A 12874-nucleotide genomic window follows, 5' to 3' on the forward strand; every position below is an offset into this window, starting at 1 on the left:
GCCCGCCCCGAGCGGACGGCGCGGGCGGCGCGGGCGAGCCCGGCCCGGGCCCGGCGCGGGGCCCGGCGGCTGGCCCCTAGCGGATCGGCAGCCCGGTGACGGCGCGGCCGATGACCAGGCGCTGGATCTCGCTGGTGCCCTCGAAGATCGTGAAGATCTTGGAGTCGCGGTGCATGCGCTCCACCGGGTACTCGCGGGTGTAGCCGTTGCCGCCGAGGATCTGGATGGCCTCCTCGGTGACGTGCACGGCCGTCTCGCTGGCCATCAGCTTGGCCATGGACCCCTCGGCGTTGGTGAAGTCGTGCCCGGCGCGCGCCATCCACGCGGCCCGCCACACCAGCAGCCGGGCGGCGTCGATCCGGGTCTTCATGTCGGCCAGCTTGAACGCGATGGCCTGGAACTCGCCGATCTTCTTGCCGAACTGCTCGCGCTCGCACGCGTACTGCAGCGCGTACTCGTAGGCGGCGCGGGCCACGCCCAGCGCCATCGCGCCCACGGCCGGGCGGGTGGTCTCGAACGTCTTGAGCGCGGCCTGGCCCTTGGTGCGCTTGCCCTCGCGGGCGCGGGCGATCCGCTCGTCGAAGCGCTCCTTGCCGCCGACGATGAGCCGGCCGGGGATGCGCACGTCCTCCAGGATCACCTCGGCGGTGTGCGAGGCGCGGATGCCGTGCTTGCGGAACTTCTGGCCCTGCCGCAGCCCGGGGGTGTCCGGCGGGACGATGAAGCTGGCCTGCCCGCGCGAGCCCAGCTCGGGGTGCACCGAGGCGACGACGACGTGCACGTTGGCGATGCCGCCGTTGGTGGCCCAGGTCTTGGTGCCGTTGAGCACCCACTCGTCCTTGGCCTCGTCGTAGACCGCGCGGGTGCGGATGGAGCCCACGTCGCTGCCGGCGTCGGGCTCGGAGGCGCAGAACGCGCCCAGCTTCACCTCGTCGGCGGTGCCGAACATCTGCGGCACCCACTCGCCGACCTGCTCGGGGGTGCCGGTGGCGGCGACCGAGGCGGCGGCCAGGCCGGTGCCCACGATCGACAGCGCGATGCCCGCGTCGCCCCAGAACAGCTCCTCGAACGCGACCGGGATGCCCAGGCCGGTCGGCTCCAGCCACTGGGTGGCGAAGAAGTCCAGCGAGTACAGGCCGATCTTGGCCGCCTCCTGGATGATCGGCCAGGGGGTCTCCTCGCGCTCGTCCCACTCCTCGGCGGCGGGGCGCACCACGTCGCGGGCGAACTCGTGCACCCAGTCCCGCACCTGGCGGATGTCCTCGCCGGGCTCCAGGGAGAACGGTGCGGCCTCGGCACTCGTCATCTTATTGACCCTTTCTCCAATATCTTCTGTTACCAACGGTAGCAGCTTTGGGTTACCACCGGTAACACCCGTGGCGGGACTCACACCGCCGGGCGACCCGCGCCATCGCGGCGCCGGGCGCGGCGGGAAAGGGCCTCGCGGAGTCCATGCAGGCCGAGGGCATAACGGAACCGGCGCCCGCCGCCTTCGGCCGGTGGCGGACGCCGGTTCGCGGTGCGCCGGAACCCGGGGCGCCGTTGCCCGGGGCCCCGGAGGTCAGGAGAGCAGGGAGCGCCGCCCCTCGGCGTACTCGGGGACCTCGATCATGGGCGGGCGCTCGCCCACGCCGACGTCGCTGACCCGCACGTCGTGGCCGCCGGCGCCGCGGCGGAACTGGGCGAGCGCGGTCGCCGGGGCCTCCAGCGGCATCATCCGGCCGTGCCGCTGCAGCCGCGACCACGCGGTGAGCAGGATCTGCCCGGACATGGCGCCCAGCGCCTCGGTGCTCTGGTGCGAGTGCACCCGCCGGCCCAGGTCCACCTGCGCGATCGCGTCCAGGCCCGCCTGCTGGTACACGTCCAGCAGCAGCCCGAGCTCCACGCCGTAGCCGGTGACGAACGGCAGCCGCTCCAGCAGCTCCCGCCGCCCGGCGTACTCGCCGCCCAGCGGCTGCATCACCCCGGCCAGCAGCGGCCAGTGCAGGTTGATCAGCGGGCGGGCGACCAGCTCGGTGACCCGGCCGCCGCCGCCCTCGACCGGGCGGTCCCCGGTGAGCAGCGGACGGTCGTAGCAGCCCTTGACATAGCCCACGGCGGGATCGGTGAGCAGCGGGCCGAGCAGCCCGGTGACGTAGGACGAGGTGAAGCCGCGCAGGTCGGCGTCCACGAAGACGAGCACGTCCCCGGTGGTGACGGCCAGCGACTTCCACAGCGCCTCGCCCTTGCCGGACATGCGGCCGTGCCCGGGCAGCACCGAGTCCTGGGCCACCACGTCGGCGCCCGCGGCGGCCGCCACCTCGGCGGTCCGGTCGGTCGACCGCGAGTCGATCACCACGATCTCGTCCACCAGCGGCGCCCGGTCGACCAGGTCCTCCCGGATGGCGGTGACGATCGCGCCGACCGTCGCCTCCTCGTCGCGCGCGGGCAGCACGACGCTGATCCGGGTGCCGCCCTTGGCGGCGAGCAGGGTCTCCAGCGGCCACTGCGCCGACGCGCTGGTCCGGCGGCGCAGCCACGACGCGACCTCAGGCAGCACGCGTCCTCCCTTCCGCAGGCCGTCTCGGTGTCGCGGAGGACGGCCCCCGTCCCCCGGCGGAGCCCGGCGCGGGCCTCCACTGACCTGCAGAACGCCAGCTCACCGCAGTTCACCCGCCGTTGGAACACCCTTGCGGCAGCCGACCCGAAGAGTTAACAGCCCGACAACACACCGGTCATCCGGCGGCGTGGCGGTCGAGGAAGGCGTAGACGTCGGCCTCGTCCACGCCGGGGAACGCGCCGGGCGGCAGCACCGACAGCACGTGCGAGTGCGCCCGCGCCGACGGCCAGGCCATGCCCTCCCAGCGCTCGGCCAGCTCGGCGGGCGGACGCTGGCAGCAGTCGCCGTCCGGGCAGGCGGAGCGGTGCCGGTTGGTGGTCTCCCGGCCGCGGAACCAGCGCGAGTCCTCGTACCGCACGCCCAGCGTGATCGCGAAGTCGCGCTCGTGGCTGGGGTCGATGTGCGACAGGCACCAGTAGGTGCCCGTGGGGGTGTCGGTGTACTGGTAGTAGACCGAGAACCGGTCGGCGGTCTGGAACACGTGGCGGCCCGCCCACTGGCGGCACATCCGCTGCCCCTCGATCGCGCCGCTCTCGTCCTGCGGGAACACCAGGCCGTCGTTGGCGTACGCCTTGTAGATCGTGCCGTTCTCGTCGTTCTTGGTGAAGTGCAGCTGCAGGCCGAGGTGGTGGGTGGCCATGTTGGTGAAGCGGTGCGCGGCCATCTCGTAGGACACCGAGAACACGTCGGCCAGGTCCTCCACCGACAGCTCCCGGGCCGCCTTGGCCTCCTGCAGGAACGGCACGACCGAGCGCTCGGGCACCAGCACGGCGGCGCCGAAGTAGTTGGCCTCCACCCGCTGGCGCAGGAAGTCGCCGAAGTCGCGGGGCACCTCGTGGTCGAGCGCGATGTGCCCGAGCGTCTGCAGCAGGATCGTGCGGGGGGTGTGCATGCCCAGCTGCTCGCGCTCCAGGTAGATGCGCCGGTTGCGCAGGTCGGTGATCGACCGGACCGACCGCGGCAGGTCCTGGACGTAGCGCAGCTCGAACCCGAAGTGGCTCACCAGCGCCATCAGCACGCCCTGGGACACCGCGCCGCCCCGGTAGCCGACCGCGTCCAGGGTCTGGGCGGCGACCCGCTCGATCTCGCCGAAGTAGTTGCCGCGCTCGTGCATCTGGCGGCGCAGCTCGGCGTTGGCCTTGCGCGCCTCCTCGGGGCTGGCGGTGGGCTTGGTGCGGGCGCGCCGCAGCTCCCCGTACAGCGCGAGGATGTGCTCGATCACCTCGTTGGGCAGCCGCTTGCTGACCTTGAGGTGGGACAGGCCGAGCGACCGGTACAGCGGGTCGCGCTGCGCCTCCTCCAGGGCGATCTCCAGCTGGGCGCGGCGGCTGGGCGGCTGGCGGCGCAGCAGCTCCTCCACCGGCACCTCCAGTGCGGCGGCGAGCGCCTGCAGCAGCGACAGCTTGGGCTCGCGCCGCCCGTTCTCCAGCAGCGACAGCTGGGACGGGGCGCGCCCGACCCGGTCGCCGAGGTCCGACAGCGTCATCCCCCTGGCCTTGCGCAGGTGGCGCAGCCGCTGCCCGAACGTCACCAGGTCTACGTCACTCGTCAAGTTGAGAGATTCTTCTGACCGCAAGGTCGTCATGGCTTCATACTAGCGAAAAATCATCACATCTTCTGCTACCCGCCGGTTCATCAAGGCCGGACACCGGGGGCATAGTCGGAACAAGCACCCAGGGGACGACACAGAAGGGCAACATCATGAGCGACAGTCGCCTCAAGGGCGCCGCCGAGGAGCTCCAGCGCAGGTGGGAGACCGACGAGCGGTGGAAGGGCGTCGAGCGCACCTACACCGCCGAGGACGTGATCCGGCTGCGCGGCTCGGTCCACGAGGAGCACACCCTGGCCCGCCTCGGCGCCGAGCGCCTGTGGAAGCTGCTGCACGAGGAGGACTACGTCCACGCCCTCGGCGCGCTCACCGGCATGCAGGCCGTCCAGCAGGTCAAGGCGGGGCTGAAGGCGATCTACCTGTCCGGCTGGCAGGTCGCCGCCGACGCCAACCTGGCCGGGCAGACCTACCCCGACCAGAGCATCTACCCGGCCAACTCGGTGCCCGCCGTGGTCCGCCGGATCAACAACGCGCTGCTGCGCGCCGACCAGGTCCAGTGGTCGGAGGGGTCGGGCGACGTGCACTACCTGGCCCCGATCGTGGCCGACGCCGAGGCCGGCTTCGGCGGCGTGCTGAACGCCTTCGAGCTGATGAAGGGCATGATCGCCGCCGGTGCCGCGGGCGTGCACTGGGAGGACCAGCTGGCCTCCGAGAAGAAGTGCGGCCACCTGGGCGGCAAGGTGCTGGTGCCGACCTCCCAGCACATCAAGACGCTCAACACCGCCCGGCTGGCGGCCGACATCGAGGACGTCCCCACCCTGATCATCGCGCGGACCGACGCCGAGGCCGCGACCCTGATCACCACGGACGTCGACGAGCGCGACCGCGAGTTCATCACCGGCGAGCGCACCGCCGAGGGGTTCTACCGCGTCCGCAACGGCATCGAGCCGTGCATCGCCCGCGCCAAGGCCTACGCGCCGTACGCCGACCTGATCTGGATGGAGACCGGCACGCCCGACCTGGAGCAGGCCCGCCGGTTCGCCGAGGCGGTCAAGGCCGAGTTCCCCGACCAGATGCTCGCCTACAACTGCTCGCCGTCGTTCAACTGGAAGAAGCACCTGGACGACGCCACCATCGCCAAGTTCCAGCGCGAGCTGGGCCACATGGGGTTCAAGTTCCAGTTCATCACCCTGGCGGGCTTCCACGCGCTCAACTACGGCATGTTCGACCTGGCGCACGCCTACGCCCGCGAGGGCATGACCGCCTACGTCGACCTGCAGGAGCGCGAGTTCGCCGCGGTGGAGAAGGGCTTCACGGCCGTCAAGCACCAGCGCGAGGCCGGCACCGGCTACTTCGACCTGGTCAGCACCGCCATCAACCCCGACTCCTCCACCACCGCCCTGAAGGGCTCCACCGAGGAGCAGCAGTTCCACTGACGGCCCTGCGGGGACGCCCCCGCACTCCCGCCAGCCCGGGATCCTCGTCTCGCCCCTGGGATCCCGTCCCGAAGGTCCTCAGTCCGCGTAAGGCTCACCTCTGAGGGCCGGGCCGGCTCCGCTCGCCGGCACGGAAGGCCCCTCCGCCCTACACCCGGAGGGGCCTTCTCGTTGCGCGCCTCACCGCCGCAATAAAGCCGGAATAAGCCGAAAAATGGCATGCGACGCCTTCACTCCCCGAGTACCGTGGCACGCGATCACGAACGGGGAGGGGTGACGCCGGCCCATGGCCAGGCTCAACCAGATCATCGCCGTGGAGAAGGGCGTCAAGTCGCGCACGCAGCGCGAGCTGTCGGACGCCTACCACGAACTGCAGAAGCCGGCGCTGCTGTCCGGTATTTCCCGCACCTACCGGCCGCGCGACGAGGAGGGCGAGACGCTGCCGCCCGAGTCGACCAAGGTGCAGGTCAAGGCCGAGGACGTGCTGCGCGAGGCGGCCCGGTCGCTGACCCGGCTGTTCGACGTCGTCGCCACCAAGGACTGGGCCAACTGCGACGCCCGCGCCGACGTGGTGGTCGACGGGCGGACGCTGCTGTCGGACGTGCCGGTGACGTACCTGCTGTTCCTGGAGAAGCAGCTGGCCGAGGTGCACACGCTGATCAGCCGCCTGCCGGTGCTGGACCCCGCCGAGACCTGGACCTACGACGAGGGCCAGGACGTGTGGCGCAGCGAGCCGGTGGAGACCGCGCGCACCAAGAAGGTCCCGCGCAGCCACGTGCTGTACGAGGCGACCGACAAGCACCCGGCGCAGGTGGAGATGTACCACGAGGACGTCATCGTGGGCACGTGGACCAAGGTGTCGTTCTCGGGCGCCATGCCCGCGCGGCGCGTCAACGAGCTGCGCGACCGGGTGGAGCGCCTGCAGGCGGCGGTCAAGTTCGCCCGCGAGGAGGCCAACGGCATCGAGGTCACCGACCGCAAGGTGGGCGACGCGGTGTTCGCCTACCTGTTCGGCCGCGACAACTGACCCCCACGGCCGGCCTCCTGCAGCCGACCTTCTCCAACTGACCTTCTACAACTGAACAGGGCTCCCCCGCTGGAGCGCGGGGGCGCGTCCGGGGCGACCCGGGCGTGAAGCTGAGACTGAGGCTCAGTCTGACCACCCGCCGCGGTGTCGGTCGGAGGTTCGAATCCTCCCCCGGGTACTCGTGCCCCGGGTAGCTCAGCGGTAGAGCGGCCGCGCGGTTCACGCTCAGACTCTCGCTCCAGAATCAGCACCTTCCGCTCATCGCCGGACCGATCGGAGGCGGACGGCACATCTCGAGGCACCAGTTCGAATCTGGTCCGCGCCTCTCGCGGCGCGGTGGCTCAGCCGGTAGAGCGCGAGAAATCAGGACTGATCCGCCTTCCTTAAACGGTCGGCGTGCGCAGCAGAGCGGAACCCACCAAGGGCCCCGGGGAATGGGTAAGCCCCGGGGTCCACCCTTTTGTGCGGCGAACGCTTGGAACGGCTGCGTGATCAGGCGTACGCTCCCGGCGTTCTTCCGTGGGTCGCGTGGTACGCGTTCCGCCGTCACACCGCCTATCCCCTCAGCCTGGCCGCCGAGGCGGTCACCGACACCGCGTTCGGGTTCATGCGCGCCTGGGTCCTGGTGGCGCTGCGGCACGAGCGTCCCGCGCTGGGCGGCTACGACGTCGCCGACGCGGTCACGTTCTGCTTCCTGACCCCGGCCGGTGGGCCTGCAGGGGTGGTGAGCGCGCTGGACGTGGTGGCGATCGTGCTGATGTTCGCGCACGCGACGCGCATCGCCGGGCACACCGCGCCCGAGGTGCTGTTCCTGTACGGCACGAGCACGCTGTCGTTCGCCATGGCGGACGTGCTGCTGGGCGCCGCCGAGCGGCTGGGCCGGCACATCACGGACGGGGACGCTGGACACCTTGCTGGTGCGCCCCGTCAGCCCGCTGATCCAGATCGCCACGGAGGAGGGTCGCGGTGCTGGTGTGCGCGCCGGCGGCGGTGGCGTGGCGGACCGGGCTGCGCCGCCACCGATCGACGGGAAGCTGACCGAGGGGCGTCGAGGGCGTCGCCGAGTCGTTCACCGTGCGCCGCAGGACGGGCCGGCTGCGGTGGAGCCGGACGCGCGTGCAGGCGGTGGACGGCGTGTCGTTCCGCGTCGAGCCGGGCGAGTTCGTCGGCTACCTGGGGCCCAACGGCGCGGGCAAGTCGACGACCATCAAGATGCTGACGGGCATCCTGACCCCGTCGTCGGGCACGGTGCGGGTGTGCGGGCCGGACCCGTCGCGGCAGCGCACCGCGCCGGCCCGCCGGCTGGGCGTGGTGTTCGGGCAGCGCACCACGCTGTGGTGGGACCTGCCGCTGCGCGGCAGCCTCACCCTCGTCCGGCACCTGCACCGGGTGGAGGCGGCGGCGTTCCGGGCCCGGCTGGCGGAGCTGAGCGCGCTGCCCGGGGTGGCGGCGGTGCGGGTGGACGGGCCGCGGCAGTGGCTGCGGCTGCCGCGCGAGGCGAACGCGGCGGCCGTGGTGGCGGCGGTCGCCGAGCGGTACGAGGTGGTGACATCGCGCTGCGGGAGACCGACATCGAGGAGCCGGCGACCCGGCTCTACGGCCGGGCCCGCGACGACCGCGCCCCCAGTCGGCAGGGGCCCGGGGCGGCCCGGTTCTCAGTACGGGGGGGCGTCGTCGGGGCGGCTCGACCAGCGGCGCGGCGCCCAGGTGGGCGCCAGCAGGGCGAAGCCGACCATCGCGTACAGGCCCGAGCCGAGCAGGGTCCGCAGCCCGGCGTCCAGTTCGCCCGCCGGGGGGACGCGGCTTGGCAGGTCGAGGGCGCTCCCCGGGTCGAGGAGGAAGTAGGCCGACAGGCCGAGCAGCACCAGGGCCGGGACGAGCGACACCAGCGGCGAGGCCCAGCGCGCGACGATGATCACACCCGCCACCAGGCCGACGGCGGCCAGCAGGGCGAAGGACCCGTGGATGCGGGTGCGGTCGGTGATCTCCTGCCCGGCCACGTCGAACGACCGGGCGGCCTGCGCGTATCCCCAGGCCGCGCCGTACAGCAGCGCCGGGGTGAGCACGACGCCGAGCAGCAGTCCGAACGCATGGCGCATCGCACATCACATCCTTCGCACGGCCCGCGGGGGGGCGGCGGGCCGGTGGACGCCCGTACCGTTCCATCACACCACGCACATCGGTAACGCGCACTCATTCCGCCCCGGCCGCCCCCGGCGGACCATGTCCGAGAATCCGGGATCCGCCCGCGGGGCCGCCCCGGTCTGGCCCGCGGCACCGGGGGAAGCAATACTGAACCCCATTCGGTACCGCTGCCAAGGAGGATCCAGGGTGTCCGACTACACCATGACGATCGATGGCGAGGCCGTCTCCGCACCGGGCACGTTCGGGGTGGTCAATCCCGCCACGGGCGAGGTGGCCGCGCAGGCCCCGGACTGCACGCGCGAGCAGCTCGACCGGGCCATGGCCGCCGCGCAGGCCGCGCTGCCGGCCTGGCGCGGCGACGAGGCGGCCCGCCGCAAGGCGCTGCAGGCGGCCGCGGACCTGCTGTTCGCCCGGTCGGAGGAGCTCGGCCGGATCATCACCCTGGAGCAGGGCAAGCCGCTCAAGGACGCCACCACCGAGGTGTTCGGCGCCGGGGTGTGGCTGAAGTACTTCGCCGACCTGGAGCTGCCCCGCGAGGTGATCCAGGACGACGACAACGCGCTGGTGGAGGTGGTGCGCCGCCCGCTGGGCGTGGTGGCCGCCATCACCCCGTGGAACTTCCCGCTGCTGCTGGCGATCTGGAAGCTGGCGCCCGCCCTGCTGGCCGGCAACACCGTGGTGCTCAAGCCGTCCCCGTTCACCCCGCTGTCCAGCCTGCGGCTCGGCGAGCTGCTGCGGGACGTGCTGCCGCCCGGCGTGGTGAACGTGGTGACCGGCGGCGACGAGCTGGGCGCCTGGATGACCGCGCACCCGACGCCCCGCAAGATCAGCTTCACCGGCAGCGTGGCCACCGGCAAGCGGGTGGCGGCGGCCGCCGCCCCGGACCTCAAGCGGGTCACCCTGGAGCTGGGCGGCAACGACCCGGCGATCCTGCTCGACGACGCCGACCCGGCCGCCGTCGCCGACCGGCTGTTCGGCGCGGCGTTCGCCAACAACGGCCAGGTCTGCTCGGCGATCAAGCGGGTGTACGCGCCCGAGAGCCTCTACGACGACGTGGTGGAGGCGCTGGCCGCCAAGGCCCGGTCCGCCAAGGTCGGCGACGGCATGGCCGAGGGCGTCGAGTACGGGCCGGTCAACAACGCGCCGCAGTACGAGCGGGTCAAGGAGCTGGTCGCCGACGCGCTGTCGGGCGGCGCGCGCGCCGCGGCGGGCGGCCGCCCGGTCGACGGGCCCGGCTACTTCTTCGAGCCGACCATCCTGGCCGACCTGTCCGACGGCACCCGCATCGTGGACGAGGAGCAGTTCGGCCCGGCGCTGCCGGTCGTGAAGTACCGCGACCTGGACGAGGCGATCGCCCGCGCCAACGGCACCCACTTCGGCCTGTCCGGCTCGGTGTGGGGCGCCGACGCCGACCGCGCCGCCGACGTCGCCGCCCGGCTGGAATGCGGCACCGCCTGGGTCAACACGCACCTGGCGCTCGCCCCGCACCAGCCGTTCGGCGGGTTCAAGTGGAGCGGCGTGGGCGTGGAGAACGGCCCGTGGGGCCTGTACGGGTTCACCGAGATCCAGGTGATCCACCGCGCCAAGCGCTGACCCCGCGGCGGCGCCGCGCGTGCGAGGCTCCCGGACACCCGGGAGCCTCGTCCTGTTTCGTCCCTCTATGCGGCGAACAGGAATTCGCTCCAAGAAAGTGACCTCTCGATACCTGGTGGGCACCTGCCCGGATGCGAGACTCTGCCCGGGATGTGAACGACTCCGAGCAGGTGGAGGGGCCGCATGCAGACGTGGGACGTCATGGGCCGGGACGGCGACGGCAACGAGTTCCACGTCGCCGCCCACGACTCGCGGATAGCGGCCCTGGCGCAGGTGCTGGCCCTGCAGAGCGGCGCGCCGGACGGGCAGGCCTACCGGGTGTCCGGCCCGCCCGGGCCGGCCGTGCGCACCAACCGCGACCTGTACCTGCACTTCCTGCACCTGGGGCAGGAGGCGCGCGCGGCGTCCTGGTCGCTGCCCGCGTTCCTGCGGGCGCTGTGGAAGGTCAGCGCCCCGCTCAGCGACCGCGAGTCCCTCGCCCCCGACGAGGTCGCGGCCATGTTCTCCGCCGCGTCCACCACCCCGCCGCCCGACTACGACCCGGCGTGGAGCACCGCGGACCTGTCGCTGCCGGGCGCCGAACCGCACGGCCACGCCGACTGGGAACGCGTCATCCTGTCCCAGCTCGCCGACCTCGCGGACTTCACGGCCGCGCCGCCCGGCCCGCACGCCCGCGTCGGCGTGGACGCGCCCCGCCCGCCCGGCGGCGGCCGCCGCGCCACCCCGGCCCGCTGGTACAACTTCGACCTGGCGACCTACCTGGAGTGCGCGGTCGCCGGAAGCCTCGGCGGCTGGGACGCCGCGGACGGCGCCCGCGTCCCGCTGCCCGCCGGCTCCGGCGCCCCGCCGACCCGCTCGTACGTGCGCCCGCTGACCTCCATGTCCTGGGCGGACCTGGCCCGCATCGCCGTCTGCGGGCAGATGTACGAGTAGCCTCCGGCCCGCCGCCGCGCCCCTGACCATCGCCATCCCGAACCCCTGACCGGGCATGGTTCACCTTCGGCGGCGGGCGGGGCGACGATCGGAGTGTGCGCCTGGTGCTGCTCGGGATCGGCGCGGCGGGGTCGCCGCGGTTCGCACCCGCCGGGCTGCTGGTCGAGTACGGGCGCACGCACGTCGGGTTCGACGGCGGCCCGGGGTCGGAGCCGCCGGAGACCGTCCAGGCGTGGCTGGTGCGCCGCCGCGACGAGGCCGGCCACCCCCGGCTGTGCCGGATCGCCGCCGACAGCGGCATGCCGCAGCCGGCCGTCGCGTCGTTCCGGCACGGGGCGCTGCAGGTGGAGCCGCTGCCGCTTCCGGGGGACGCGCCGGTCGGCTACCGGATCGCGGCGGGCCGCCGCACCGCGGTCTGGGCGCCCGAGTGCCGGGGGCTGCCGCTGTGGGCCGAGGACGCCGACCTGGTCTTCGCCGGGACGTCCGGGATGCGGCAGACCGTCGAGGCGGCGCGGCGGCTGTCGGTGCGCAGGCTCGTGTTCGCCCGCCTGGACGAGGAGGCGTGCGCGGCGATGGACGCGGGCCGGGACCCCCCGTTCGGCGAGTGGGGCGTGGAGGGCGGCCGGTACCGCGTGTGACGGCCGCGCCGGCCGGCGCGTCAGGCGTCCCGCCCCGCCGGGGATCACCCGGAATACGCGGCCACGGCCTCGAAGACCTTCATGTCGGCGGCCCAGTCGGTGCCGGGGCGGGGCCAGTGCACGGCGATGTCGGTGATGCCGAGCTCGGCATAGGCTCCGGCGAGGTCGGCGAACGCCTGGGGCGACCGCAGCCACGGCTCGCGGCTGAAGCCGGTCGCGAGCAGCCGCCGCAGCCCGGCGGGGTCGCGCCCCTCGGCGGCGCACGCCTCGTCCAGGCGGGCGAGCTGGTCGCGCACGGTCGCGCGCGGGTCCTCGGCGTCGCCCGCGGTGGTGACCCACATGGCGCCGTACCGGGCGGCCAGCCGCATGCCGCGCGGGCCGGTGGCGGCGATCGCGAACGGCACCCGGGGCAGCTGCACGCAGCCGGGCTCGGTCAGCACCTCCCGCGCCGAGTAGTAGGTGCCGGTGAAGGTGGTCTCCGGGCCGCGCAGCACCAGGTCGAGCAGCCGCACCCACTCCTCGAACCGGGCGGCCCGCTCCCGCGGCGACCACTCGGGGCCGCCGAGGATGCCCGCGTCGGACCGGCGGGTGCCGCCGCCCGCTCCGATGCCGACGGTGAGCCGCCCCCCGCTGATGTGGTCGATCGTCTTGATCGCGTGCGCGGCCGGCACGGGATGCCGGAAGTTCGGCGAGGTGACCAGCGTGCCGAGCCGGATGCGGGAGGTGACGGCCGCGGCGGCCGCCAGCGTCGTGTACGCGTCGTACCACGGGGTGGTGCCGCGCCAGGCGACGTGGTCGTACACCCACGCCGTCTCGAATCCCAGCTCCTCGGCGCGCCGCCACATCCGCCCCGCCTCCGGCCACGACTCGATCGGCCACATGACCGTGCTGATCCGCGGTGCCGTCACCTGCGCCCCCTCCCCTGCGCCCCGCCACCCACCATGATCATCCCAT

At 73.2% G+C, this 12874-nt stretch carries 12 protein-coding genes and 1 pseudogene; 7 read left to right on the forward strand and 6 right to left on the reverse strand.

The window, feature by feature from the left end; genetic code table 11:
- Positions 1-76 precede the first annotated feature (76 nt).
- The 3 genes from ABD879_RS23405 to ABD879_RS23415 form a co-directional block, all read right to left on the reverse strand.
- Positions 77-1306 (reverse strand): acyl-CoA dehydrogenase family protein, encoded by a 1230-nt coding sequence (locus ABD879_RS23405; RefSeq protein ID WP_345023715.1) that lies wholly within the window; start codon positions 1304-1306, stop codon positions 77-79.
- 255 nt (positions 1307-1561) lie between these two features.
- Entirely contained in the window at positions 1562-2539 is a 978-nt protein-coding gene (locus tag ABD879_RS23410; protein ID WP_345023717.1) for a glucosyl-3-phosphoglycerate synthase, read from the reverse strand.
- A 175-nt stretch (positions 2540-2714) separates the two neighbouring features.
- Positions 2715-4151 carry a helix-turn-helix transcriptional regulator gene (locus ABD879_RS23415; RefSeq protein ID WP_345023718.1) on the reverse strand — a complete coding sequence of 479 codons (1437 nt, stop codon included), beginning with the start codon at positions 4149-4151 and terminating at the stop codon, positions 2715-2717.
- Positions 4152-4300: 149 nt separating this feature from the next.
- Here ABD879_RS23415 and aceA point away from each other — a divergent pair, with 149 nt between their 5' ends.
- Both aceA and ABD879_RS23425 read left to right on the forward strand, forming a co-directional pair.
- On the forward strand, positions 4301-5584 hold the full coding sequence (aceA, locus tag ABD879_RS23420; protein WP_345023719.1) for an isocitrate lyase: 1284 nt from the start codon (positions 4301-4303) through the stop codon (positions 5582-5584).
- 286 nt (positions 5585-5870) lie between these two features.
- Positions 5871-6611, forward strand: coding sequence for a DUF7873 family protein (locus ABD879_RS23425; RefSeq protein ID WP_345023721.1), 741 nt, complete (start codon positions 5871-5873; stop codon positions 6609-6611).
- A 660-nt stretch (positions 6612-7271) separates the two neighbouring features.
- Here ABD879_RS23425 and ABD879_RS23430 read toward each other — a convergent pair.
- Positions 7272-7454, reverse strand: coding sequence for a hypothetical protein (locus ABD879_RS23430; RefSeq protein WP_345023722.1), 183 nt, complete (start codon positions 7452-7454; stop codon positions 7272-7274).
- On the opposite strand from ABD879_RS23430, the gene ABD879_RS33020 reads away from it, so the two are divergent.
- The gene (locus tag ABD879_RS33020; RefSeq protein ID WP_425549653.1) at positions 7369-7830 is read left to right on the forward strand and encodes an ABC-2 transporter permease; all 462 of its coding nucleotides are present in this window, start codon (positions 7369-7371) and stop codon (positions 7828-7830) included. The two genes, ABD879_RS23430 and ABD879_RS33020, sit on opposite strands and share 86 nt — an antisense overlap.
- Positions 7728-8048: pseudogene (locus tag ABD879_RS33025) on the forward strand (ATP-binding cassette domain-containing protein); the annotation flags it as partial. The gene ABD879_RS33020 and the pseudogene ABD879_RS33025, both read left to right, overlap by 103 nt.
- A 218-nt stretch (positions 8049-8266) precedes the next feature.
- Here the strand turns inward: ABD879_RS33025 and ABD879_RS23440 are convergent.
- Positions 8267-8710, reverse strand: a complete 444-nt coding sequence (locus ABD879_RS23440) for a hypothetical protein (RefSeq protein WP_345023723.1) — start codon at positions 8708-8710, stop codon at positions 8267-8269.
- A gap of 232 nt (positions 8711-8942) precedes the next feature.
- On the opposite strand from ABD879_RS23440, the gene ABD879_RS23445 reads away from it, so the two are divergent.
- The 3 genes from ABD879_RS23445 to ABD879_RS23455 all read left to right on the forward strand — a co-directional run bounded on the left by ABD879_RS23445 (position 8943) and on the right by ABD879_RS23455 (position 11920).
- Positions 8943-10349, forward strand: a complete 1407-nt coding sequence (locus tag ABD879_RS23445; RefSeq protein ID WP_345023724.1) for an aldehyde dehydrogenase family protein — start codon at positions 8943-8945, stop codon at positions 10347-10349.
- A 183-nt stretch (positions 10350-10532) separates the two neighbouring features.
- Positions 10533-11282 (forward strand): hypothetical protein, encoded by a 750-nt coding sequence (locus ABD879_RS23450; RefSeq protein ID WP_345023725.1) that lies wholly within the window; start codon positions 10533-10535, stop codon positions 11280-11282.
- A gap of 95 nt (positions 11283-11377) precedes the next feature.
- A complete protein-coding gene (locus ABD879_RS23455) occupies positions 11378-11920 on the forward strand; it encodes an MBL fold metallo-hydrolase (RefSeq protein WP_345023726.1) in 543 nt (180 codons plus the stop codon).
- A 44-nt stretch (positions 11921-11964) separates the two neighbouring features.
- Here ABD879_RS23455 and ABD879_RS23460 read toward each other — a convergent pair whose 3' ends face one another.
- Positions 11965-12828, reverse strand: a complete 864-nt coding sequence (locus tag ABD879_RS23460) for an LLM class flavin-dependent oxidoreductase (RefSeq protein WP_345023727.1) — start codon at positions 12826-12828, stop codon at positions 11965-11967.
- Positions 12829-12874 lie beyond the last annotated feature (46 nt).

It is taken from the genome of Actinomadura keratinilytica (assembly GCF_039539665.1).
GTDB lineage: Bacteria > Actinomycetota > Actinomycetes > Streptosporangiales > Streptosporangiaceae > Spirillospora > Spirillospora keratinilytica.

Excerpts from the sequence above, each read along its gene's own strand:
- ABD879_RS33020 (WP_425549653.1), top strand. The coding sequence starts at position 7,369 with ATGTTCGCGCACGCGACGCGCATCGCCGGGCACACCGCGCCCGAGGTG.
- ABD879_RS23450 (WP_345023725.1), top strand. The coding sequence starts at position 10,533 with ATGCAGACGTGGGACGTCATGGGCCGGGACGGCGACGGCAACGAGTTC.
- ABD879_RS23405 (WP_345023715.1), bottom strand. The coding sequence starts at position 1,306 with ATGACGAGTGCCGAGGCCGCACCGTTCTCCCTGGAGCCCGGCGAGGAC.
- ABD879_RS23440 (WP_345023723.1), bottom strand. The coding sequence starts at position 8,710 with ATGCGCCATGCGTTCGGACTGCTGCTCGGCGTCGTGCTCACCCCGGCG.
- ABD879_RS23425 (WP_345023721.1), top strand. The coding sequence starts at position 5,871 with ATGGCCAGGCTCAACCAGATCATCGCCGTGGAGAAGGGCGTCAAGTCG.
- ABD879_RS23430 (WP_345023722.1), bottom strand. The coding sequence starts at position 7,454 with ATGGCGAACGACAGCGTGCTCGTGCCGTACAGGAACAGCACCTCGGGC.
- aceA (WP_345023719.1), top strand. The coding sequence starts at position 4,301 with ATGAGCGACAGTCGCCTCAAGGGCGCCGCCGAGGAGCTCCAGCGCAGG.